Source organism: Pseudochrobactrum algeriensis, assembly GCF_018436245.1.
In the GTDB taxonomy this organism is placed as follows: Bacteria; Pseudomonadota; Alphaproteobacteria; order Rhizobiales; family Rhizobiaceae; genus Pseudochrobactrum; species Pseudochrobactrum saccharolyticum.
In genome coordinates this window covers 3,150,001-3,173,483 of record NZ_CP075361.1, presented here as the reverse complement: position 1 = coordinate 3,173,483, position 23,483 = coordinate 3,150,001, and the positions used below count along the sequence as shown (strand labels likewise).

The following is a 23,483-nucleotide window of genomic DNA, read 5'->3' as shown; positions in this document are numbered from 1 at the left end:
GACACTTCCCCCTCTCTGAGATTCTGGGCTATGAATAACGCGAATTTTTCGCGTGAGCGCTTTGCCTTTGAGATTAATTGCGGGGGAGGGTGCTCTGAATTTAAAGAAGATCGCTGGCGGGAACAGACCGTCCGGCGATCTGAAAAAAGGCATGGCATTATGGCGACCAGAAAACTGTTTCTTCTGCCCGGCGACGGCATCGGCCCTGAGTCAATGGCGGAAGTCCGCAAAATCATCACTTATCTGAATGAAGAAAAAGGCCTCGGCTTCGAGACAGAGGAAGGTCTTGTCGGCGGTTCCGCCTATGATGCCCATGGTCAGGCGATTTCAGAAGGCGATATGGAAAAAGCGCTCGCCGCTGATGCCGTGTTGTTTGGTGCTGTTGGTGGCCCGAAATGGGACAGCGTGCCTTATGAAGTGCGTCCGGAAGCTGGTCTGCTGCGTCTGCGTAAAGATCTGGCTCTGTTTGCCAATCTGCGCCCTGCAATCTGCTATCCGGCACTGGCTGATGCCTCGTCGCTGCGTCCGGAAGTCGTTGAAGGTCTGGACATCCTGATCGTTCGCGAACTGACCGGCGGTGTGTATTTCGGTGAGCCTAAAGAAATCATTGATCTGGGCAATGGTCAGAAGCGTGGTATCGATACGCAGGTTTATGAAACTTATGAAATCGAGCGCATTGCCGGTGTGGCTTTTGAACTGGCGCGGACACGCGGCAACAAAGTCACCTCGATGGAAAAGCGCAATGTGATGAAATCCGGCGTGTTGTGGAACGAAGTTGTCACCGCAACCCATAAAGCAAAATATGCCGATGTGCAGCTTGAGCATATGCTGGCGGATGCCGGTGGTATGCAGCTGGTACGCTGGCCGAAACAGTTCGACGTGATCGTAACCGATAACCTGTTCGGTGATATGCTGTCTGACGTTGCTGCTATGCTGACCGGTTCGCTTGGTATGTTGCCATCCGCTTCGCTCGGTGCGCCGGATGCAACAACAGGCAAACGCAAAGCGCTGTATGAGCCGGTACATGGTTCGGCACCGGATATTGCTGGCAAAGGCATTGCCAACCCGATTGCAATGATTGCTTCTTTCGCAATGTGCCTGCGTTATTCTTTCAACCTGATTGAAGAAGCAGATCGTCTGGAAGCTGCGATTGCTGCGGTTCTTGATGATGGTATCCGTACCGGTGATATCTGGTCGGAAGGCTCGAAGAAAGTCGGCACTGTTGAAATGGGTGACACAATTCTCGCCAAGTTCAAAGCATTGTCTGCTTAACATTTATAGTAGCCGATTGATCATAAAAAACCGCCGGAGCATTGCTGCTCCGGCGGTTTTATTTTGCAGCAGAGTTTTTACTCTACGTGATTGAGGTCACGGTCTTTGGTTTCACGTACAAAGATCAGACCGATAATCAAAGTCATCAGAGCGATAATGATCGGATACCAGAGGCCATAATAAATATCACCTTTGGCAGCGCTCATCGCAAACACGGTTGCCGGAAGCAGACCACCGAACCAGCCGTTACCAATATGGTAAGGCAGTGACATACCGGTATAACGGATGCGGGTCGGGAACATTTCCACCAGAATAGCGGCAATCGGGCCATAAACCATCGTCACATAGATCACTAGAATGGTGAGGATCAGAATGGTCAGCGGCCAGTTTACTTCATCCGGATCGGCAACCATTTTGAAGGTGCCTGCATCAGGAATAGTGTAAACTTTCTGCTCGCCGATTGTTGCGGCTTCAGCCGCCGGAACCAGTTTGGCTGCAACCATCTGATCGGCTGTCATGCTGACGGATTCACCGGCGCGGATCGTATCTGCGTTCAGCGACAGTTCCGGATTGGCGGCAACAAATGCATCCAGCTTGGCATCCGGTACTTTGGCAGCATTACGCACCAGAGGGAAGCCTGCTTTTTGCAGAGCCAGATTCACATCGTGAACAAAAGCCGGTGCACGTGTTGCGGCATCCGCACCGGTCGCATCATAGGATGTGATGGTGCTTTCACCGATTTTCACGCTTGCTGGTGTGCCTGCTGCGCCGGTTTCAACCGTATAAGGAACGGAAGAGCGGGACAGGAAGGCGGTTGCCACGTCACAGGATGTTGTGAATTTGGCTGTACCGACCGGATTGAACTGGAAAGTACAATCGCCCGGTGCTGCGGTGATGGTTGCGCTGATTGTTGCTTCCGCACGGGCAAGCGCCGGATTGGCGGCTGCTGTGAGAGCTTTAAACAGCGGGAAATAGGTGAAGATTGCCAGTGCCAGACCTGCCATAATGATCGGCTTACGGCCGACTTTATCCGACAGCCAGCCCCAGAACAGGAAGAACGGGGTTGCGATCAGAAGGGCAATAGCAATCATGATATTGGCCGAGATGCTTTCAACCTTCAGCACGTTTTGCAGGAAGAACAGCGTATAGAACTGACCGGAATACCAGACCACAGCCTGACCGGCGGTGAGGCCGAACAGGGCAATCAGAGCAATCTTGGCGTTTTTCCACTGACCAAAAGCTTCTTTCAGCGGAGCCTTGGACTGTTTGCCTTCTTCTTTCATTTTCTTGAAAGCAGGGGATTCACTCATCTGCATACGGATCCAGACGGAAATACCGAGCAGAACGACGGAAATCAGGAACGGAATACGCCAGCCCCATGCTGCAAATTCTTCAGCTGTCATGGAATTCTGGATCAGCAGAATTACCACCAGAGACAGGAAGAGACCGAAAGTCGCTGTGGTTTGAATCCATGAAGTATAGAAACCGCGGCGTCCGTTTGGTGCATGTTCAGCCACGTAAGTGGCCGCACCGCCATATTCACCGCCAAGTGCAAGACCCTGCAGCATACGCAGACCAATCAGAATGATCGGTGCGATAATGCCGATTGATGCCGAGCCCGGCAACAGACCGACGAGGAAGGTGGAAAGTCCCATCACCACAATGGTGACAAGGAATGTATATTTACGACCTACCAGATCGCCGATACGGCCAAAGAACAACGCGCCGAACGGGCGTACAAGAAAGCCCGCCGCAAAAGCCAGCAGCGCGAAAATATTACGGGTTGTTTCAGGATATTCACTGAAGAAGGCCGCACCGATATAAATTGCCAGTGAGCCGTAGAGATAGAAATCATACCATTCAAATACTGTACCAAGCGACGAGGCAAAAATAACTTTGCGCTCCTCCTTGGTCATTTTAGGGGCGCGTTCACGCGCACCATCAATTGCTGCCATAATTTGTCCTCCCGGATAAACCCTGCGGCAGTTCCCTTATTGCCACCGGGTGTTGATTATTCTCAGCCTTTCAATATGCGGAATTCGTCTCGTGGCCGGTGTGGCCGGAGGTGCCTGCAGTCGCGCGGTTTCTATTGCCGCCTGGCAAAGCAGTCGCAGACAGAATGAACTGAAAACGGGATTTGCGTCAGTATTCTTTAGTATAATAATGGTGAAATATTTTTCTTTACGGCGCGGATGCGAACGCAGCTTATTGGAAATTTGGTATTTTCTTAAACATTTGGCGGCTTTGACGACATAAACGGCAATTGACTCTTGGCAAAATCGCGTTAAAAGCAGCAGTGAATTAGGAGACACCGCGTGGAATCCCTCGCTTTGCCATCAGTTTTGCCAGCATTTTCCGGAGATTTCTCCGGCGGCGGAGCTATGGGTGTAGCTTCTCCTGCATTCGGTATTACCAAAACGGCCATGATTGCCCTGAAGACAATCACCTCGAAAACGACCACCAAAACGGTCTGATCCCTTGGCCTGCTCACCCTCTCCCGGGTTAGGCCCGGGGCGGAGAACCTGCGTGGCCACGGGTTTTCTGGTGTGAAAGCGGAGAGGGACAGGAGATTTTTCACATGGGTTTCAAAGTTGCTGTTGTCGGCGCCACAGGTAATGTGGGTCGCGAAATGCTCAATATTCTCGAAGAGCGTGGTTTTCCGGCTTCTGAGGTGGTGGCACTTGCTTCCCGCCGCAGTCAGGGTTCGGAAGTGTCTTACGGCGATAAGACACTGAAAGTTAAAGCGCTCGACACCTATGATTTTTCCGATACTGACATTTGTCTGATGTCGGCCGGTGGTAATATTTCCAAGGAATGGTCACCAAAAATCGGCGCGCAGGGTTGCGTAGTTATCGATAACTCTTCCGCATGGCGCTATGATGCCGATGTGCCGCTGATCGTGCCGGAAGTCAATCCGGATGCAATTGACGGTTTCCGCAAGCGCAATATCATTGCCAATCCGAATTGCTCGACTGCCCAGCTCGTTGTTGCACTCAAGCCTTTGCATGATGCGGCCACCATCAAGCGTATTGTTGTTGCAACCTATCAGTCGGTTTCCGGTGCCGGTAAAGAAGGTATGGACGAGCTGTTCCAGCAGTCCCGCGCGGTTTTTGTTGCTGATCCTGTCACAGCACAGAAATTCACCAAACGCATTGCTTTCAACGTTATCCCGCATATTGATTCCTTCATGGAAGACGGCTCCACCAAAGAAGAGTGGAAAGTCATGGCGGAAACCAAGAAAATGCTGGATCCAAAGATCAAAGTTTCCTGCACTGCCGTGCGTGTACCGGTCTTTATCGGTCACTCTGAAGCTGTGAATATTGAATTCGACAAGCCGATCAGCGCTGATGAAGCCCGTGATATCCTGCGCGATGCACCGGGTTGTCAGGTTGTTGATAAGCATGAAGACGGTGGTTACATCACCCCTTATGAAAGCGCTGGCGAAGACGCAACATTCATTTCGCGCATCCGTGAAGACATCACATTGGAAAACGGTCTTTCCATGTGGATCGTTGCGGATAATTTGCGCAAAGGTGCAGCACTCAACACGATTCAGATCGCTGAATTGTTGCTGGAGCGTAATCTGATCAAGCCGAAATCAGCTGCCTGATTTTTGAGAAAATAATAAATAAAAAGGCGCGGTTTCCGCGCCTTTTTATTATCCTACTGTTGCTCGCGATTGCGGTATTGCATGATAGCGGCGTTGATTTCCGCGCCAATGATGAAAATCGCGGCAATAATATAGAGAAAGACAATCGCCACCATGATCGATGCCAGACCGGCATAGGTGGTGACATAGCTGGCAAAACTTTCAAGATAACGGGCAAAGGCGGTTGCACCGGCCAGCCATGCAATCAGTGTCAGCGCAATACCGGGCAGAATATCCAGCAATGATCTTTGTCCGGCCGGCAGCCAGATATGCACGACAAATAATCCGAAAACCAACACTGAAAGCGCAATTGCATAGCGCCAGAAGCCGAATGAAATCGACATGGTTTCCAGTGCCGGCACCCATTGTTCTGCAAGGCGGATGGCCAGCGGCGCAAGCACCAGCAGGAAGCTGATGGCCATGATGCTGAGCGTGGCGATAATCACAAAGCCAAGGCTTTGCGCACGGCAAAACAGAATAGAGCGGGTGTCGGTCACGCGATAGGCGCGGTTGAGCGCCACACGCAAAGCTTCCACACCGTTGGAGGCAAAATAGGCAGCAGCAATCACACTGAGAGTCAGGAGGTCACCGCGCGGGATAGTCAGAACATTTTGCACTTCACGGGCGATCGGAGCGGCAATGGCGGGTGGCCAGGTATCAAAAATCACATGCACCGCTGTCTCGGCAAATGCATCCGCTCCAAGAAAACTGGCAAGTGCTGTTGCAAAAATCAGAAACGGAAACAGCGCCATCAGTCCTGAGAGAGCGATATGGGATGCAAATGCCCAGCCATCATCGGATATAAAATGACCGATTGCATCGGTAAGGGTCTGTCTGAGGAAACGGATTATTTTTCGCATAGACAGAAAATTCCTTTATTTCGGCTCATTCGTTTTCGTCTGTGGCAGAGCTGATTACAAGTTTGTGTGGTATAACCGACCACAAGTCAAAAATTCAACGTGTATAAAAACTCTGCGGACAGGAATTGCAATGATATCAGCCCGCAAACCAACGGATAAAGATCAGCATATGGCCAAAAATGTGCAAATTCCATCTGCGCAGCAAAGAACCATTTTAATCACCGGTTGTTCCAGCGGTATTGGTGCCTATTGTGCGCAGGCTCTTAAAGAGCGCGGCTGGCGGGTTTTTGCCACTGCCCGTAAAGACCAGGATCTGGCCTATTTGCGGGAACAGGGTTTTGAAGCTTTTTATCTGGATTATTGCGAGCCGGAGTCGATTGCCGCTGTGGCTGAGAGCGTGCTGAATCTGTGTAATCATCAGCTTGATGCGCTGTTTAACAATGGTGCTTATGCACAACCGGGTGCGGTGGAAGACTTACCGATGGAGGCACTGCGTTTGCAGTTCGAGGCCAATTTCTTCGGTTGGCAGGATCTGACACAGCGGCTGATCCCTGCAATGCGGGCGCGTAAACAGGGGCGTCTGGTACATTGTTCGTCTATTCTCGGTCTGGTGCCGATGAAATGGCGCGGAGCTTATGTTTCCTCCAAATTTGCATTGGAAGGGCTGATGCTGGTGCAGCGTATGGAACTGGAAGGTTCCGGTATCTCTGTTTCTATGATCGAGCCGGGGCCGATTACCAGTAAATTTGCAGCCAATGCCGCGGCCTATGCGCAAAGATATATCGACATGGACAATTCTGTTCATGCAGAAGATTACCGGCGGCAATTCGCCAAGTTACAAAGCGGTGGCACGAAATCCTCGGTGAAACTGGGGCCGGATGCTGTTTACGAGGTTCTGTTGCATGCGCTGGAAAGTGATCGTCCGCGCCCGCATTATCCGGTTACCCGTCCGGCAAAACTCGGCATACTTGCCAAACGCCTGCTGCCTGCACGCTGGCTTTATAAAATGCTGGCCGATCAGTCGTAGGGAAAGCCGGTAGGTGCTTTTTTGCAGGAGATGTCGGTTTGTTTAGTCGCATTATTTTTGCGTAAAACCGCTTCGCACTTTTGCGGGAAATGCTGGTCTGTTTAGTCGCATTGTCCTTACGCAAAACCGCTACACACTTTTGCGGGAAATGCTCTATCTGCCGCAAAAAGCTTCTGTTACACATTGAGCGGGAAAGACGGAGGATTGCTGAAAAGCAATCGGGAGGAAAGAATGGACAGCGGTTTTAAATTTGCAGCGATCATTGCCATGATTGCCGTGGCGATTGTTCTGTTGCTGGGCTTGCGCAATATGATGCGCAACGGCGATGGCAATACATCCAACAAGCTGATGCGTCTGCGTATTATGTTTCAGTTCATTGCCGTGGTGCTGATGGTTGGTGCATTATATTTTGCCCGCCGCTAATTGCACTTGTATGAGCAGTAACCGGTGAGGCATTTTTGGTTAAGCTGAATAAAATTTACACGCGTACCGGTGATGACGGTACAACAGGTCTGGCCTGCGGTCCGCGACGCAGAAAAGATGATCTGCGCATCGTGACCTGTGGTGATATTGATGAGCTGAATGCATCGATCGGTATGGCACGGCTTTATACCGCGCTGATCCTGTCGGATGTTGATGCTATGCTGACAAGGGCGCAAAATGATCTTTTTGACCTCGGTGCTGACATTGCCACCCCCGCTGCTGTTTCAGATCCTGCCTCCGGCACTGCTGCAGATCTCGGCTATGAGCCTTTGAGGATTGTGGACAAGCAGGTTGACCGGCTGGAACAGGAAATTGATGTGCTGAATGCACAACTGGAACCGCTCCGCTCCTTTATTTTGCCCGGTGGTTCACCGGCCGCCGCGCATCTGCACATGGCCAGAACGATTGCACGACGTGCAGAGCGTGCCATGGTAGCACTGGCGGCGCAGACTGATGAGCAGGTTTCAGGCGCTGCCCTGCGTTATATCAATCGTTTGTCTGATCTGCTTTTTGTGGCTGCCCGTATTGCGAATAATCAGGGGCGGGATGATATTTTATGGATACCGGCGCTGACACGCTAAGAGCATGTCGCGGAAAAGTGGGCACCGGTTTTCCGATAACGACATGCGTTAAAACAAAGGATAGAGCGAGCGCAGTGGGTGGAATTAAAAGCGACATGCTCTAGAGCGCATTCTGGAAAGTGTATGCTCCTTCGCGGGGAAATCAGTCCACCGGACTGATTTCTTATCCCACTACGATCAGATCAAAATGCGCGTTAATCTTTGTATATTTGCGACATCATCCGTCATGTTTCGAAGATAGTTATGATGATATTTCATAGCCCTTCTGCCGGTTATGATTGACCTCTCTATGGTTCAGAATTACGGTCTTATGAAATTTCTGAAATCTCCGTCAAAAATTGGCGGTGCATCAGGCGTGTTTGCGATAGAGTTTTGGTATGTCGGCTTCAGGCAAGTTGTTTATGAGGCCATGCTTTAAAACTGTATCTGACTAAGAGGCAGGCGGACACAGGCAAGAAAAGGGCTTATGTCCGGTCGAAGAGAGCAGCAAATGCTGCTCAAGTGGAGAGGATCTTAACCGAATGAAAGTTCTGGTCGCAGTTAAGCGGGTTGTTGATTACAACGTCAAAATCCGGGTGAAAAGTGACGGTTCAGGCGTTGAGCTGACCAATGTCAAAATGTCGATGAACCCGTTTGATGAAATCGCGGTTGAAGAAGCGCTGAAACTTAAAGAAGCCGGTAAAGTTTCTGAAGTTGTGGTTGTGTCTATCGGACCTGCACAGGCGCAGGAAACCCTGCGTACCGCTCTGGCGATGGGCGCAGACCGCGCTATCCTCGTGAAAACCGATGATGCTGTCGAGCCGCTTGCCGTTGCAAAGATTCTGAAAGGCGTTGTTGCCGCAGAAGAACCGAAGCTGGTTATTCTCGGCAAACAGGCGATTGATGATGATGCGAACCAGACCGGTCAGATGCTTTCTGCATTGCTTGGCTGGGCACAGGCAACTTTTGCCTCGGAAGTACAGCTCTCAGACGCTTCTGCCAATGTGACCCGTGAAGTTGACGGTGGTTTGCAGACGATTGAAGTCAAGCTGCCTGCGATTGTCACGACCGACCTGCGTCTGAACCAGCCGCGCTATGCTTCTCTGCCGAATATTATGAAGGCGAAGAAGAAGCCGCTGGATGAGAAGGCACCGGCTGATTACGGTGTTGATACTGCGCCGCGTCTGAAAAACCTCAAAACCGAAGAGCCTTCCGGTCGTAAAGCCGGTGTGAAAGTGGCTTCCGTTGCTGAGCTTGTTGACAAGCTCAAAAACGAAGCAGGCGTATTGTAAGCGGTCAGGACAGGAAAACGATTATGGCTATTCTTCTTTTTGCAGAACACGATAATGCAAGCCTCTCTGACCAGACTGCAAAGGCACTGACTGCTGCGCTCGCTATCGGCGGTGATGTGGATGTTCTGGTTGCGGGTAAAGGCGCCAAAGCTGCTGCTGATGCTGCGGCCAAGCTGAAAGGCGTGCGCAAAGTCCTGCTCGCTGAAAGCGATGCACTGGAAAACCGTCTGGCAGAACCAACCGCAGCATTGCTGGTTGCTCTTGCCGGTTCCTATGACACTGTAATTGCTCCGGCGACCACTTCGGGTAAAAACGTACTGCCACGCGTTGCAGCACTTCTCGATGTGGCACAGGTTTCGGAAATTACCGAAGTTGTGTCTCCGACAGTCTTCAAACGTCCGATTTATGCGGGTAATGCGATTCAGACTGTTGAAACCACAGATGCCAAGAAGGTTATCACTGTGCGTACCGCTTCTTTTGCGGCTGCCGGTGAAGGCGGTTCTGCTACGGTTGAGAGTGTGGATGCAGGCAATGATCCGGCTGTGTCGAAATTTGTTGAGGCAAAAATCTCCGGCGGTGACCGCCCTGAGCTGACTTCAGCGAAAATCATCATCTCCGGTGGCCGTGCACTCGGTTCCGCTGAGAAATTCAACGAAGTGATCACACCGGTTGCTGACAAGCTCGGTGCTGCAATCGGCGCGAGCCGTGCGGCTGTTGATGCGGGTTATGCGCCGAATGACTGGCAGGTTGGTCAGACCGGTAAAGTGGTTGCGCCTCAATTGTATATCGCTTGCGGTATTTCCGGTGCGATCCAGCATCTGGCCGGTATGAAAGATTCCAAAGTGATCGTTGCGATCAACAAGGATGAAGAAGCACCAATTTTCCAGGTCGCGGATTATGGTCTGGTTGGTGACTTGTTCACTATTTTGCCGGAGCTTGAAAAAGCACTTTAATCAGGATCATGACAATCAGGCATGATTGTCTCTGATATTATAACGCGTCCGGATATTTAATCCGGGCGCGTTTTGCTTTAATCAGGGATAGACTTATCTGCATGAGACTGCTCATGTAGGCGGAGAAAAATTGGCGTTATTGCTGTAAATTTATTGATACGAAGGGATCGGAGCGGATCATGAGTTTTACAATCAAAACAGTGGGTATCATCGGTGCAGGGCAGATGGGTAATGGTATTGCTCATGTTTGCGCGCTGGCAGGCTATGATGTGCTCCTGCATGATGCTTCGCATGAGCGACTGGAAAACGGTATTGCCACTATCAGCGGTAACATGGCGCGTCAGGTTGCTTCGGGCAAACTGGCTGAGGAAGCACGTATTGCCAGCCTTGCGCTGATTAAGCCAGCCAAAACCATGGCTGATCTGGCACCTTGCGATCTGGTGATCGAAGCTGCAACAGAAAATGAAGCCATTAAGAAGCAGATTTTTGCGCAGGTCTGCCCGCATCTTCACAGCAATGCTATTCTGGCAACCAACACATCTTCGATTTCAATTACCCGTCTGGCTGCTACCACTGATCGTCCTGAACGCTTTATCGGTATTCATTTTATGAATCCGGTGCCGGTGATGAAACTGGTTGAACTGATCCGCGGTATCGCCACAGAAGAACCGACTTTCGCCGTTGCACAGGATTTCGTGCAGAAGCTGGGCAAAACCATCACGGTTTCCGCTGACTTCCCTGCTTTTATCGTCAATCGTATTTTGCTGCCGATGATTAATGAAGCGATTTATACGCTTTATGAAGGTGTTGGCACTGTGGATGCCATTGATACAGCCATGAAGCTTGGTGCCAATCATCCGATGGGGCCGTTGCAGTTGGCCGATTTCATCGGGCTGGATACCTGCTTGTCGATTATGCAGGTGCTTTATGAAGGACTGTCGGATTCGAAATATCGTCCGTGCCCGCTGCTGGTGAAATATGTTGAAGCCGGTTGGCTCGGACGTAAAACCGGTCGCGGTTTCTATGACTATCGCGGTGACGAACCGGTACCGACCCGTTAATATTTTGAGTGCATAAATTGCTGAAAACCCTGCATTTGGTCAAGAAATGCAGGGTTTTTTGTCGGGTTAATAAATAAAAGGTTATTTTTAATCGCTCATTAAGCATGTGAATTCACTTCGTGTTCACCTTTCTTCGCTAATATTTACCTTAAATTCACTGTTGTGATTTGTGCTTCAGCAAAAATAATAATGTTAAATTAATCAGGGTGTAGTGTGATGGGTCTGATCGTTCAGTTTCGTCAAATTTTTAAAGTTCTTCGCGAGTTTCTGGCACCAAGCTATCGTCCGGAACGCCATTATATGCGTGGCCCGGGTCCGGCCTGTGCTGCCCGTCATTCGCACTAAAGCGATCTCTGTGCGCCCGCTGGGCGTATAGGTATTAGCTTTACTGTTTTCCGGATAGCTCCCAGATCCGGTCAACTGAAAATGAATAAAGCCGGCTCATGAGCCGGCTTTTGTATTTCAGAACTGTTTGCCGATCAGGCGATCCAGCGACAGGCGTCCGCTGCCAGCCACGCTCAGATACATGAAGACACCGAACCAGACGGTAGAAAGCTGGAAACCGCTGCTGCGCGGGATCATCACCATCACCAAAATAACAATCATCTGAATGAAGAGCATAAAGGCGAGAGGGCGGGTGAACAGGCCGATCGCTATGGCTATACCCCCTATAAATTCCAGAATACTGGTGAAATAGGCCAAAGGGATTGCCGGTTCCAGCCCCAGTTGCTGGAACAATTCGATATCGCGTGGCATGTCTCCGTTGAACAGCTTCCCCCAGCCGAAGAACGCCATGATACCGCCGCTCGCCGCACGCATCACTGCATAGGCAATATCATGAAAACGGGCATAAACAGGCGCCAGAAATGGCAGCATTAAAGATGGTTCAGAAAGTTTGTCTGTCATAGATCAGTTGCTCTGCGCTTGGATTGTTTGCGTTTCACGTGAAATCTTTTTTGTATTTTCCTGAGATAGACGAACTGAAACATAGGTTAAGTGTATTAAACCGTACGGTTCGATTCTTATTCCCATTTAACAGAACCGGATATTTTTCTGATATGAATTTTGCGTGATGAAAGAGTCTGTACCTGAGAGACCTGTACCTGATGGCTGTATCGGGTATGGGTGACAAAGCTCTCGCTTGTAGTGGCTTTATTTACGGGAGCGATTCAGTACCGGAAACCAAAGAGTGACATAAAAAAACCGGCACGATTGCGCCGGTTTTATAGCTGATGGTGTTAAGCAGGCAGATCAGGCATCAAGCCCGTCGAACAGAGCGGTTGAGAGATAGCGCTCGGCAAAGGACGGAATAATAACGACAATGTTTTTGCCTTTATTTTCCGGACGTTTGCCGACTTCCACAGCAGCTTTCAGTGCCGCACCTGAAGAGATACCGACCGGAATACCTTCAACTTTGGCGATCTGGCGTGCAAAAGCGAATGCATCTTCATTGGCGACCTGAATGATCTCATCATAAACACCGGTATCCAGTGTTTTCGGTGCAAAGCCTGCGCCGATTCCCTGAATTTTATGCGGCCCCGGATTGCCACCGGAAAGCACAGGCGAATCCTTGGGTTCAACCGCGACGACCTTGAATGACGGCTTGCGGGCTTTCAGCACCTGACCAACACCGGTGATCGTGCCGCCGGTACCGATACCGGAAACCAGAATATCCGCTTCACCATTGGTGTCATTCCAGATTTCTTCCGCTGTTGTTTTACGGTGAATTTCCGGATTCGCGGCATTTTCAAACTGCTGCGGAATAATTGCGTTCGGATTGCCTGCAGCCAGTTCTTCCGCTTTGGCAATCGCACCCTTCATGCCTTTTGCACCTTCGGTCAGCACCAGATCCGCACCCAGCAATTTGAGCAATTTACGGCGCTCAATCGACATGGTTTCAGGCATGGTGAGAATCAGGCTGTAGCCTTTGGCAGCGGCGGCAAAAGCCAGTGCGATACCGGTATTACCGGATGTCGGCTCGATAAATACGGTTTTACCCGGAACAGCTTTGCCTTCGGCTTCAAGGCTTTCAATCATAGCCAGACCAATACGGTCTTTGACGCTGGCCAGCGGGTTAAAGAATTCGAGTTTAACGAGAAGATTGGCGACCACGCCGTTTTCGCGGGCAAATTTATCCGCGCGGACAAGCGGTGTGTTGCCGATTGTATCAATAATAGAAGAATAAATACGGCCGCGGCCTGGTTTGTTAGAATCGCTCATACCAAATCTCCTGATCTTTTCGCAAAGCATAGAGCCTGACCGTTCAGGATTATAGAAGCAGGCTTCCAGAATGCAGGGGTAACTTAGAATATTATTCTATCAATGTGAAATATTAGAATTATTTTATAGCATGAGGGCGGAGCGGGAGCCGCAGTTCAGCAAATTCCATATAGTTTTCAGGCTTTTTCCGATGCGGGAAATCACAATCATTTTGATCCTGATCAATGTAATTTGGCCTGTTCATTCCTAGATTTATATTATGATGTGTTTCACAGGAGTCTATTCTGAATATTGCGTGTTTATGGTGATGCTGATTGAAAAACCGGAACAGAAACACACATATAATAGACAGGGTGCATTCCGGCGGATGCTGTAAAAGGGAAAGACGAGAACATGTATAAACATATTTTAGTGGCGACTGATGGTTCGGAGCTTGCCAATAAAGGGCTGGAACAGGCAATTGGTCTGGCCAAAGAACTGTCCGCTAAAATTACAGTGCTGACTGTAACGGATCTGTTTCCGAGCTACGGCATTGTTGTAGCGCCGGGCTTAAGCACTTCGCCTGAAATTTTTGAAGAATACCGTACCTCCATGGCAGAGCAGGCCAAAGCCATTGTGCAGCAGGCGATCGCCAAAGCGCGCGATGCAGGTGTGACTGTTGAAGGCTTGCATATTGAAAATCAGTCACCGGCCGTGGGTATTGTTGAAGCTGCCGAGACCCATCAGGCTGAACTGATTGTGGTTGCATCGCATGGCCGCCGTGGCATGAACAAGCTTTTGCTGGGCAGTCAGGCAGCAGAAGTCCTGTCGCTGAGCAAAATACCGGTTCTGGTTGTTAAATAACCGGCCTTGAGTTCTTCAGGGAATAAAAAAACGGCGCTTTAAGCGCCGTTTTCTTTTTAAGCATAATTACATGCCTTTGGACTTCGAGAAACGCTTGCGTTCATTCGGATCCAGATAAAGCTTACGCAGACGGATGGATTTTGGTGTTACTTCCATCAGTTCGTCATCCTGAATCCAGGACAGAGCGCGTTCCAGAGTCATGCGGATCGGCGGGGTCAGCTTAACAGCTTCATCCTTACCGGATGCACGCATGTTGGTCAGCTTCTTGCCTTTCAGCACGTTGACTTCCAGATCGTTGTCGCGGGTATGAATACCAACGATCATGCCCTGATAAACTTTGGTACCGGCATCGATAATCATCGGGCCGCGGTCTTCAAGGTTGAACATTGCATAGGCAACCGATTCGCCCTGATCATTGGAGATCAGCACGCCGTTGTTACGTCCGCCGATTTCGCCTTTGTGCTGCTGATATTCGTGGAACAGACGGTTCATGATCGCTGTACCGCGTGTGTCAGTCATCAGTTCAGACTGGTAACCGATCAGACCGCGGGTTGGTGCAAAGAATACCAGACGAACGCGGTTGCCGCCGGATGGACGCAGCTCAACCATTTCCGCTTTGCGTTCAGACATTTTCTGAACAACAGTACCGGAATATTCTTCGTCAACGTCGATAACGACTTCTTCTACCGGTTCCAGCAGATTGCCGTCTTCGTCTTTGTGCATCACAACACGCGGACGGGAAATGCTCAGCTCGAAGCCTTCACGACGCATGTTTTCGATGAGAACAGCAAGCTGCAATTCACCGCGGCCGGAAACATAGAACGAATCTTTGTCTTCGGATTCTTCGATGCGCAGAGCAACTGAACCTTCAGCTTCTTTCAGCAGACGGTCGCGGATAACACGGCTGGTAACTTTGTCACCTTCGGTGCCGGCCAGCGGGCTGTCATTCACGATGAAGGACATGGTAACGGTCGGCGGATCAATCGGCTGAGCCTTCATGGCTTCGTTGATTGAAGGATCGCAGAATGTGTCAGCCACAGTACCTTTGGAAAGACCGGCAATAGCAACGATATCGCCTGCCACACCTTCTTCAATGGCAGTACGTTCCAGGCCACGGAAAGCGAGGATCTTGGAAATACGACCGTTTTCCAGTAGCTTACCGTCCTGACCGAGCACTTTAACCGACTGGTTCGGCTTCAAAGTACCGGAGTGAATACGACCGGTAATGATGCGGCCTAGGAACGGATCAGATTCCAGAATGGTACCGATCATCGAGAACGGGCCTTCAGCAACCTTTGGTGCAGGAACGTGCTTGACGATCAGATCGTAAAGCGGAGCCAGACCCTGATCGCTTGGACCTTCCGGATTTTCTGCCATCCAGCCGTTACGGCCTGAACCGTAAAGGATCGGGAAGTCGAGCTGTTCGTCAGTCGCATCGAGCGCTGCGAACATGTCGAAAACTTCGTTGATGACTTCTTCATGACGGCCATCCGGACGGTCGATCTTGTTGATCGCAACGATAGGACGCAGGCCGAGCTTCAGGGCTTTACCGACCACGAATTTGGTCTGTGGCATCGGGCCTTCAGCGGAGTCAACGAGAACAACAACACCGTCAACCATCGAAAGGATACGCTCAACCTCACCGCCGAAGTCGGCGTGGCCCGGAGTATCAACGATATTGATGCGTGTATCTTTCCAGACAGCGGAAGTTGCCTTGGCAAGAATGGTGATGCCGCGCTCGCGCTCGATATCGCCGGAGTCCATCATGCGTTCGGTAACGCGTTGATTGTCGCGGAATACACCGGACTGTTTCAGAAGTTCGTCAACCAGGGTAGTTTTGCCGTGGTCAACGTGTGCGATGATCGCGATGTTGCGCAATTGCATTGAGTTATCACTCTGAATAGGGGGTTGGGACGCTTAAGGATATCCCTCGTGAACGCCGCAGATAATGGGGCGCTCTTACAGGTTTTTCGCCAATTTTAAAAGGGGGCGGGCTGATTTTAGCATATTGCATATCTCATTGCTGCTGTGCACTGACTGCATAAAAAGCCTGACGGACATTTTCAGCATAAGAAAAAGGCCGGAAAATTCCGGCCTATTCCAAGCTTAAAGCAGTGTTCCGGTGAGGAAAATAACCGCAACACTGAAATAGATGACCAAGCCCATCACATCGACAAGTGTGGCCACAAAAGGTGCAGAGGCGCTGGCCGGATCAAGACCGAGACGCTGCAGAACAAACGGCAGCATCGAGCCGGAGAGAGAGCCGAACAGCACAATACCGATCAGTGCCACGGCAATTGTAATGCCGATCAGCACCCAATGCTCACCGTAATCATAGAGGCCGGTTTTCTGCCAGATTGCGATACGGACAAAGCCGATCACGCCCAGCATAGAACCCAGCGCCAGACCTGTTGGTATTTCGCGCAGAGCCACACGCCACCAGTCACCGAGTTTGAGATCCTGCAATGCTAAGGCACGGATCAGCAGGGATGTGGCCTGCGAGCCGGAATTACCACCCGAACTCATAATCAGCGGAATGAACAGTGCCAGAACGATGGCTTTTTCCAGTTCCACTTCAAAATGCTGCATGGCACTGGCCGTCAGCATTTCACTTAAGAAAAGAATGCAAAGCCAACCGCCGCGTTTACGCAGCATTTCAAAGAAGCTGATCTGCATATAAGGCTTGGTGAAAGCCTCCATACCACCAAATTTATAGGCATCTTCCGAAGTTTCTTCGGTCATGGCATCCAGCACATCGTCCACGGTGACAATGCCGATCAGATGGTGCTGTTCGTCCACAACCGGAATTGCCAGAAGATCGTGCTTGCGGAACAGACGTGCAACTTCTTCCTGATCCATCATTGGCGGAATTGTCAGCGGTTCCTGATCACGGCCGACTTCTGCAATACCGGCTTGCGGATTGGCGGTGATGAGACGGCGCAGTGATACCACATGCTGTAAAATGCGGGTTTCCGGATTTTCAACATAGATGGCATAGACCGTTTCACGGGAGCGCTCGACCTGCCGGATATGAGCTAAAGTCTGTTCGACTGTCCATGTGGATGGCACAGCGATAAATTCCGTTGTCATCAGACCACCGGCAGTATCAGCCGGATAACCCATCAGTTTTTTCAGTGCGGTTTTGGTTTCCGGCGAAAGAACTGAAAACAGACGGTTGCGGGACGGCCAGTCCAGATCATGGAAAATATCAGTGGCGCGGTCTGCAGACATGCCGTTCAGGATCTCTGCAGCGCGTCCGTTATCCAGGCTGTCAATGATTTGGTCTGCATAATGCAGTTCCGGCTGATCCAGAAAAAGAACAGCCTGATCGGTTGAAATGCTGCGGAATAAAGTGACCTGATCGTCGAGATCAAGCTCGTTAATCAGTTCAACAGCATCACCAGTACGCAAATGGCCGATCTGCTCAAGCAGCGCGGAGATTGCAAGATTCGTTGTATCGAGAGCAGCACGGAAGGTGCCGTTATTGTTGTTCATTGGTTTGCCTCTCTGTCGATCCGCCGTCATGGCAGATCGTGACAAACCAATCGCTCCTGCGATCAGGTCAGATCTGCCATTGACGGCATAAACAATCGACTGTGACTGTCGCTGGGCATAAGAGTAAAACTCCGGTTAAAATCAGACCTGATGGTCTGGGCGTGTTTTGTGCTCTCGGGCCGCGCTTGTCAACCCTGCTGTTTTGCCTGACAATTCTATGAGAGTCTGACTTTACCGGTCTGCAGATTTTTCAGGGGTGATCGGATGCTCCAAGGTAGGGGCCAGAGGCAGTTTGAACCTGTTCCACATGATATAGCTGATTAATGACAGTAATCCCATCAGCGGCAATAATGTTGCCATGGCGATAACCGGATCGCCCATAGAGGCTGAGATGATGCCGCCGACCAGACCACCGCCCATCTGGAAAAAGCCCATCAAAGCGGAAGCCGAACCGGCAATTTTCGGAAAAGGTGCCATGGCTGCCGTTGTCATCTGCGGCGTGAGAAAGGCAATGCCCATCACGTAAAGCCCCATCGGTAACATCACCAGCAGATAGCCCGGTTCATAAATGCGCAGCAACACAGCGAGCAGGATACTGGCGGAGCCGGTGCAGAGCAACCCGATGCAGGACATCTGGAAAACGGTCACGCGCTGCATCAGGATGCGGTAAATAATGCCGCCTGAAATATAGAAAGCAGTTTGTAACAACATCCCCATGCCGAAAGTGCTCGGTGACAGTCCCACACGCGTCATAAGAATAAAGGGCATAATGGTGGCTGATGTATAAAGCGCACCGGTAGCGCCGGTAAGCACCAGACTGGCAAACAGGAAGTGCGGGGTTTTCAGCGGGCTGAAATAGGATTGCACAAGTGCCCGTGGCCGGACACGGGAAGGATCGGGCTTGCCGGTTTCCTGTACAAACAGCAACATCATGAGAATGACGGCTGCCCCTTGCAAAATCATCACCAGAAAGATCGCATGCCAGCCGAGGAATTCCAGTGTCAACCCGCCAAGTGTCGGGCCGATGGCAGGGCCGACGGAGAGGACAATGCCAATCAGGTTCATCACCCGCGCCGAGCGGTCGCTGGTAAACAGATCACGGACAATCGCGCGGGACATGGTAACGCCGACCGCAGCGCCCACACCCTGTAACAGACGTGCCAGCACCATGATCTCAATCGTCGGAGCAAACAATGCCAGCACACTGGCTGCCAGATAGACAGACATGAAAAGAATAGTGATCGGTTTGCGGCCATAGCCGTCTGATAAGGGGCCACAGATCAGCTGAGCAAAACAAAAGCCGCCGAAATAGGCGGTCAGGGTCAGCTTAACTGCCGCTTCCGTGGTGCCGAAATCCGAGACAATTTCCGGCATCGCCGGTGTATAGAGCGACATAGCCAGCGGGCCGATGGCGGCAAGAAAACCGCCGATAATGCCAACGCGGCGCTCGGACATAATAACAAGCGGGGATGTTTTTTCGCGGGGTGATGAATCGGGCATAGCGGCATGCTTTATGGCTGGGAGTTAAATTGCGGATAATCGGATCAGCTTTTCCGGTTTTCCTGATTGAGTTGTCTTAAATGTGCGCGGACGGTCAGCAGATTATTCAAAAATCTCTGCCATTCTTCCGCCGGCAGCGCCTGTGAAGCATCGGCGATGGTTTCTTTCGCAATGCGTTTCAGTTCATCCAGAACCGGCACGGCTGTATCATTGAGAAAAATCAGTTTGGCGCGGCGGTCATCGGGATCAGGCTCACGGCGCAGCAAGCCACGATTTTCCAGCCTGTCGAGATAGCCGGATAGGGTCATGGCTTCGATATTCATGCTCTCGGCAAGGACAGACTGGCGGGCTGGCTGATAACGCGCCACATGAACCAGTGTTCGTGACTCGAAAGCTGTCAGCTCAAGACCGGCAGCAACAATCTTACGTTCCCGCTCAAGGCTGAAAAGCCGGCTGATATCATAGACGACGAAACCGAAACTATCGGGATCGTAGGATTTTCCTGTAAACATTGTAAGGCATCCTTATAATAAGGTTTCCTTACTATTTATTTTGAAACCGGTCAATTATCCGCATAAATCACTTGTGGCGGATAAGCGGGCTGCTTAAATGTTTGAAATGTAATTCTGCAAACCGGAGACCGTGAGATATGCAGCAGCACAATCAGATGACGCCCGCCTATTCAGCACTCAGCCAGTGGAGCGGCCCGCTTGGTCTGCCGGATTTCAGTAAATTCAGTGATGCGGATTTCAAGGCTGCCTTCGATATTGCTCTGGAAAAAGACTGGGCGGATGTGGAGGCTGTTTTGCAGAACCCTGATGCGCCGACAATTGAGAATACGCTGAAAGCATTGCAGCTTTCCGGTCGTGATCTTTCCCACATTGCCGCGATTTTCTGGATGCGTGCCGGTGCCCATACCAATGAGGATATTCAGGCACTGGAGCGCGAAGTCGCGCCGAAAATGTCCCGCCATCACTCACGCATTATGATGAATGAAGCGCTGTTTGCCAGAATTGATGCGCTTTATCAGAACCGTGCCGATCTCGGACTGGATACAGAAACGCTGCGTGTGCTGGAAAAGAGCTGGAAAGGCTTTGTGCGTAACGGTGCCAAGCTGAATGCACAGGACAAGGCACGGCTGGCTGATATTAATGAAAAGCTTGCCGGTCTTGGTGCCGGTTTCGGCCAGAATGTGCTGAAAGACGAAGCATCATGGGCTCTGTTCATTACTGATGAGGCCGAGCTTGCCGGTCTGCCGGAGCAGTTGCGGGCTGCGATGAAAGCGGCAGCTGAAGAGCGCGGTCGTGAAGATGTCTGGGCAGTTACGCTTTCCCGTGCGATTGTTGAACCGTTTCTGACTTTCTCCTCTGTTCGCCATTTGCGTGAAAAAGCCTATGAAGCATGGGCAAAGCGCGGTGAAAACGGTGGTGAGACTGATAACCGGTCTTTGGTGACAGAGATTGTTGCCTTACGTGATGAAAAGGCAAAGCTGCTGGGCTATGCAAATTTCGCTGCGTTCAAGCTCGATGACACAATGGCCAAAACACCGGATGCGGTGATGGATTTGCTGATGCCGGTTTGGGATAAAGCCAAACAACGCGCATCGGAAGAACAGGCTGATCTGGAAAAGCTGATTGCCGGTGAGGGGCTTAATCATCCGGTAGCCGGTTGGGACTGGCGCTATTATGCAGAAAAACTGCGTGCCGAGCGCTTCGCTTTTGATGAGGGTGATCTCAAACCTTATCTGCAGCTCAATAAAATTATTGAAGCAGCTTTTGATGTTGCAACACGTTTGTTCGGCCTGACATTCAAAGAACATCAGGGTATTCAGACATGGCATCCGGATGTGCGTGTGTGGGAAGTGTTCAATGCAGATGGTTCACGACGCGGCCTGTTCTTGGGTGACTATTTTGCCCGTCAGAGCAAACGCTCCGGTGCATGGATGAGCGCTTTGCAGTCGTCTCATCGTCTGGATGATGGTCAGCCACCGATCATTTATAATGTGATGAATTTCGCCAAGCCGCCGAAAGGTGAGGTGGCTCTGTTGTCGCTGGATGATGCACATACACTGTTCCACGAATTCGGCCATGCCCTGCATGGACTGCTGAGCGATGTGACATGGCCTGCAATTTCCGGCACCGCAGTGTCGCGTGATTTTGTCGAACTGCCGTCCCAGCTCTATGAACATTGGTTGACCGAACGTCCGGTGCTGGAGAAATTCGCCACACATTATAAAACCGGTGAGACAATCCCGCAGGATCTGATTGATAAAGTGCTGAAAGCGGCGACTTTCAATGCCGGTTTCAACACGGTGGAATTCACCTCATCGGCGCTGGTCGATATGGCATTCCATACCAGTGACAAGCCTGTGACTGACCCGCTGGCTTTTGAAGCGGAAGTTCTGAAAAAGCTGGATATGCCGGAAGCGATTATCATGCGCCATCGCACACCGCATTTCCTGCATGTGTTCAGCGGTGACGGATATTCGGCCGGATACTATTCTTATATGTGGTCGGAAGTGCTGGACGCCGATGCTTTTGCGGCTTTTGAAGAAAGCGGCGATGTCTTCAATGCCGATCTGGCAGAAAAGCTGAAGACCCATATTTATGCGGCGGGTGGTTCCAAAGATCCGGAAGAATTGTACAAAACATTCCGTGGTCGGATGCCAAGCCCGCAGGCGATGATCGAAAAACGCGGCCTTTAAATAAAAAAAGCCCCTGCAAGATATGCAGGGGCTTTCATTTTTAGAAACTACCGAGTTTGATATCCGGCGAATATTCATGACCTTCAACGGTCTTGGTTACGGCCTGACCGCAATACATCTTCTTTTCTTCGGCATTATAGCTGTGGCTTGGCGAGCCATAGAGCATCCAGCCTTTGTTCAGGGCTTCGGTAACACGATGACAAAAGGAAGAATCATCCGGACCGGTGAGAAAACGATAAAGCTGCATAGGAAACTCCTGTAGTTTGCAGAAACACGAAAGAATCAGCGCACACGCGCAAGAACGCGTTCTGCCTGACGAATATGTAATTGCTCGACCATAGAGCCATTCAAGGAGATGGCACCTTTGGCAGCATTTTCCGGCAGATTAAAAGCAGCAATTACCTGATTTGCCCATGCGGCTTCTTCGGCAGTTGAGGAATAGCTGTTCAAAGCGGTTTCAATCTGGGAAGGGTGAATCAGAGTTTTGCCGTCGAAACCAAGCATTGTTCCTTGTTCGCACTCGGCTTTGAAGCCTTCCTGATCCTGAAAATTATTATAAACACCGTCCAATACATCAATACCACCCGCACGGGCGGCAAGAATAATCTGCATCATCCATGGCAGTAATGCGCTGCGTTGGTTGACGGTTTTAACGCCAGTGCTCAGAGCAATATCATTGGTGCCGACGATAAAACATTTGAGGCGTGCAGCGGATTTCTGCGCCAGCCGTGCAATTTCATCCGCATTGAGAATACCGCGCGGTGTTTCAATCATTGCCCAGATGCCGAGGGTCTCCGGTGCATCATAATCATCAAGTTTGCGGGCAGCATCTATCACCTGTTGCGGCGTTTCTGTTTTCGGCAGAACAATAGCCTCAGTTTTGAGTTCTGCCGCCAGTTTCAGATCATCCTCACCCCATTGCGTGGCAAGACTGTTGATACGGATAGCTTTTAGCGGGCTTTGTTCTGTTTGGTGCTGCTCCTGAAAATGTTTGCGCAGATTATCACGTGCTTCATGTTTCATTTGCTCGGCAACAGAGTCTTCAAGGTCATATATAATGGCATCGGGCTGTAGTTGTGTGCTTTTGGCGAGGGCTTTCTGATGGCTGGCCGGAACATAAAGCACGGCACGGCGCGTCTGATAAAGTGTCACTCAGAATTTCTCCCTGGCAAAGATGTTCGTGTTATTTTTGATCTGAAAACCAGTCAAAAATGACAGGATATTGTTTGAATTGAATATCATAGGCAATCATTGAAAAGGTAGTTGCCTTTGGGGTTGAGGGGCGCATTATTATCATGGTGCGGCACTTCGCTTGGATTTCAGGTCTTTGACTCTGCAAAAAGCTGGTGTAAAGCACAATGAGAAAAGCATTTTGACTTACAGGTTACGAGACCGATGGAAAAATTTACCAAGCTTACCGGCGTTGCCGCTCCGTTGCCGATCATCAATATCGATACGGATATGATTATCCCTAAGGATTATCTGAAGACAATCAAGCGTACAGGTCTTGGTAAAGGTCTATTCGCGGAAATGCGCTTTAATGAAGACGGTTCCGAAAATCCGG

At 50.6% G+C, this 23,483-nt stretch carries 23 protein-coding genes (1 of these 23 running past the window's edge); 13 read left to right on the top strand and 10 right to left on the bottom strand.

Going from position 1 to position 23,483, the window contains the following annotated elements; all coding sequences use genetic code 11:
- Nucleotides 1-159: 159 nt before the first annotated feature.
- Nucleotides 160-1,272, top strand: a complete 1,113-nt coding sequence (gene leuB / locus KHQ09_RS16765) for a 3-isopropylmalate dehydrogenase (protein WP_213599448.1) — start codon at nucleotides 160-162, stop codon at nucleotides 1,270-1,272.
- A 77-nt stretch (nucleotides 1,273-1,349) separates the two neighbouring features.
- On the opposite strand, the gene KHQ09_RS16760 is transcribed toward leuB, so the two are convergent.
- A complete protein-coding gene (locus KHQ09_RS16760) occupies nucleotides 1,350-3,227 on the bottom strand; it encodes an MFS transporter (protein ID WP_213599446.1) in 1,878 nt (625 codons plus the stop codon).
- 360 nt (nucleotides 3,228-3,587) lie between these two features.
- Here KHQ09_RS16760 and KHQ09_RS16755 point away from each other — a divergent pair, with 360 nt between their 5' ends.
- Nucleotides 3,588-3,746 (top strand): hypothetical protein, encoded by a 159-nt coding sequence (locus KHQ09_RS16755; RefSeq protein ID WP_210215493.1) that lies wholly within the window; start codon nucleotides 3,588-3,590, stop codon nucleotides 3,744-3,746.
- 104 nt (nucleotides 3,747-3,850) lie between these two features.
- Nucleotides 3,851-4,882: an aspartate-semialdehyde dehydrogenase gene (locus tag KHQ09_RS16750; RefSeq protein ID WP_022709801.1), complete on the top strand. Its 1,032-nt coding sequence runs from the start codon at nucleotides 3,851-3,853 to the stop codon at nucleotides 4,880-4,882.
- Nucleotides 4,883-4,935: 53 nt separating this feature from the next.
- Here KHQ09_RS16750 and KHQ09_RS16745 read toward each other — a convergent pair whose 3' ends face one another.
- Complete coding sequence (locus KHQ09_RS16745; RefSeq protein WP_022709357.1) at nucleotides 4,936-5,781, bottom strand: YihY/virulence factor BrkB family protein; 846 nt, start codon at nucleotides 5,779-5,781, stop codon at nucleotides 4,936-4,938.
- A gap of 169 nt (nucleotides 5,782-5,950) precedes the next feature.
- Here KHQ09_RS16745 and KHQ09_RS16740 point away from each other — a divergent pair, with 169 nt between their 5' ends.
- The 7 genes from KHQ09_RS16740 to KHQ09_RS18515 all read left to right on the top strand — a co-directional run bounded on the left by KHQ09_RS16740 (nucleotide 5,951) and on the right by KHQ09_RS18515 (nucleotide 11,502).
- Nucleotides 5,951-6,808 (top strand): SDR family oxidoreductase, encoded by an 858-nt coding sequence (locus KHQ09_RS16740; RefSeq protein WP_151159005.1) that lies wholly within the window; start codon nucleotides 5,951-5,953, stop codon nucleotides 6,806-6,808.
- A gap of 231 nt (nucleotides 6,809-7,039) precedes the next feature.
- The gene (locus KHQ09_RS16735) at nucleotides 7,040-7,231 is read left to right on the top strand and encodes a twin transmembrane helix small protein (RefSeq protein ID WP_022709359.1); all 192 of its coding nucleotides are present in this window, start codon (nucleotides 7,040-7,042) and stop codon (nucleotides 7,229-7,231) included.
- 35 nt (nucleotides 7,232-7,266) lie between these two features.
- Nucleotides 7,267-7,872 (top strand): cob(I)yrinic acid a,c-diamide adenosyltransferase, encoded by a 606-nt coding sequence (locus tag KHQ09_RS16730; protein WP_213599444.1) that lies wholly within the window; start codon nucleotides 7,267-7,269, stop codon nucleotides 7,870-7,872.
- Between the two features lie 521 nt (nucleotides 7,873-8,393).
- Nucleotides 8,394-9,143, top strand: coding sequence for an electron transfer flavoprotein subunit beta/FixA family protein (locus tag KHQ09_RS16725; RefSeq protein WP_213599442.1), 750 nt, complete (start codon nucleotides 8,394-8,396; stop codon nucleotides 9,141-9,143).
- Nucleotides 9,144-9,166: 23 nt separating this feature from the next.
- Nucleotides 9,167-10,096, top strand: a complete 930-nt coding sequence (locus KHQ09_RS16720; protein WP_213599440.1) for an electron transfer flavoprotein subunit alpha/FixB family protein — start codon at nucleotides 9,167-9,169, stop codon at nucleotides 10,094-10,096.
- 179 nt (nucleotides 10,097-10,275) lie between these two features.
- Entirely contained in the window at nucleotides 10,276-11,157 is an 882-nt protein-coding gene (locus KHQ09_RS16715; protein ID WP_213599438.1) for a 3-hydroxybutyryl-CoA dehydrogenase, read from the top strand.
- A gap of 216 nt (nucleotides 11,158-11,373) precedes the next feature.
- Nucleotides 11,374-11,502, top strand: coding sequence for a hypothetical protein (locus KHQ09_RS18515; protein WP_272491713.1), 129 nt, complete (start codon nucleotides 11,374-11,376; stop codon nucleotides 11,500-11,502).
- A 117-nt stretch (nucleotides 11,503-11,619) separates the two neighbouring features.
- Here the strand turns inward: KHQ09_RS18515 and KHQ09_RS16710 are convergent, their stop codons facing one another.
- Nucleotides 11,620-12,063 (bottom strand): DoxX family protein, encoded by a 444-nt coding sequence (locus tag KHQ09_RS16710; RefSeq protein ID WP_213599436.1) that lies wholly within the window; start codon nucleotides 12,061-12,063, stop codon nucleotides 11,620-11,622.
- Nucleotides 12,064-12,408: 345 nt separating this feature from the next.
- Complete coding sequence (gene cysK, locus KHQ09_RS16705) at nucleotides 12,409-13,377, bottom strand: cysteine synthase A (protein ID WP_213599434.1); 969 nt, start codon at nucleotides 13,375-13,377, stop codon at nucleotides 12,409-12,411.
- 393 nt (nucleotides 13,378-13,770) lie between these two features.
- Here cysK and KHQ09_RS16700 point away from each other — a divergent pair, with 393 nt between their 5' ends.
- On the top strand, nucleotides 13,771-14,220 hold the full coding sequence (locus tag KHQ09_RS16700) for a universal stress protein (protein WP_022709763.1): 450 nt from the start codon (nucleotides 13,771-13,773) through the stop codon (nucleotides 14,218-14,220).
- A gap of 66 nt (nucleotides 14,221-14,286) precedes the next feature.
- Here the strand turns inward: KHQ09_RS16700 and typA are convergent, their stop codons facing one another.
- From typA to KHQ09_RS16680, 4 genes are all read right to left on the bottom strand, one after another.
- Complete coding sequence (gene typA / locus KHQ09_RS16695; protein WP_022709449.1) at nucleotides 14,287-16,104, bottom strand: translational GTPase TypA; 1,818 nt, start codon at nucleotides 16,102-16,104, stop codon at nucleotides 14,287-14,289.
- Nucleotides 16,105-16,326: 222 nt separating this feature from the next.
- Nucleotides 16,327-17,715, bottom strand: a complete 1,389-nt coding sequence (mgtE, locus tag KHQ09_RS16690; protein ID WP_213599432.1) for a magnesium transporter — start codon at nucleotides 17,713-17,715, stop codon at nucleotides 16,327-16,329.
- A gap of 231 nt (nucleotides 17,716-17,946) precedes the next feature.
- Nucleotides 17,947-19,215, bottom strand: a complete 1,269-nt coding sequence (locus tag KHQ09_RS16685; protein WP_213599430.1) for a multidrug effflux MFS transporter — start codon at nucleotides 19,213-19,215, stop codon at nucleotides 17,947-17,949.
- A gap of 44 nt (nucleotides 19,216-19,259) precedes the next feature.
- On the bottom strand, nucleotides 19,260-19,727 hold the full coding sequence (locus KHQ09_RS16680) for a MarR family winged helix-turn-helix transcriptional regulator (protein ID WP_213599428.1): 468 nt from the start codon (nucleotides 19,725-19,727) through the stop codon (nucleotides 19,260-19,262).
- A gap of 155 nt (nucleotides 19,728-19,882) precedes the next feature.
- Between KHQ09_RS16680 and KHQ09_RS16675 the strand changes: the two genes are divergently transcribed.
- Nucleotides 19,883-21,919: a M3 family metallopeptidase gene (locus tag KHQ09_RS16675; RefSeq protein WP_213600071.1), complete on the top strand. Its 2,037-nt coding sequence runs from the start codon at nucleotides 19,883-19,885 to the stop codon at nucleotides 21,917-21,919.
- Between the two features lie 40 nt (nucleotides 21,920-21,959).
- Here the strand turns inward: KHQ09_RS16675 and KHQ09_RS16670 are convergent, their stop codons facing one another.
- Nucleotides 21,960-22,166, bottom strand: a complete 207-nt coding sequence (locus tag KHQ09_RS16670; protein WP_022709608.1) for a DUF1737 domain-containing protein — start codon at nucleotides 22,164-22,166, stop codon at nucleotides 21,960-21,962.
- Between the two features lie 35 nt (nucleotides 22,167-22,201).
- Nucleotides 22,202-23,071: an HpcH/HpaI aldolase/citrate lyase family protein gene (locus KHQ09_RS16665; protein WP_213599426.1), complete on the bottom strand. Its 870-nt coding sequence runs from the start codon at nucleotides 23,069-23,071 to the stop codon at nucleotides 22,202-22,204.
- A gap of 243 nt (nucleotides 23,072-23,314) precedes the next feature.
- On the opposite strand from KHQ09_RS16665, the gene leuD reads away from it, so the two are divergent.
- Nucleotides 23,315-23,483, top strand: the start of a protein-coding gene (leuD, locus tag KHQ09_RS16660) for a 3-isopropylmalate dehydratase small subunit (RefSeq protein WP_022709609.1). Its footprint extends 437 nt past the window's final position; 169 of the gene's 606 nt are visible here — the first part of the coding sequence; the start codon lies at nucleotides 23,315-23,317; its stop codon lies off the right edge, out of view.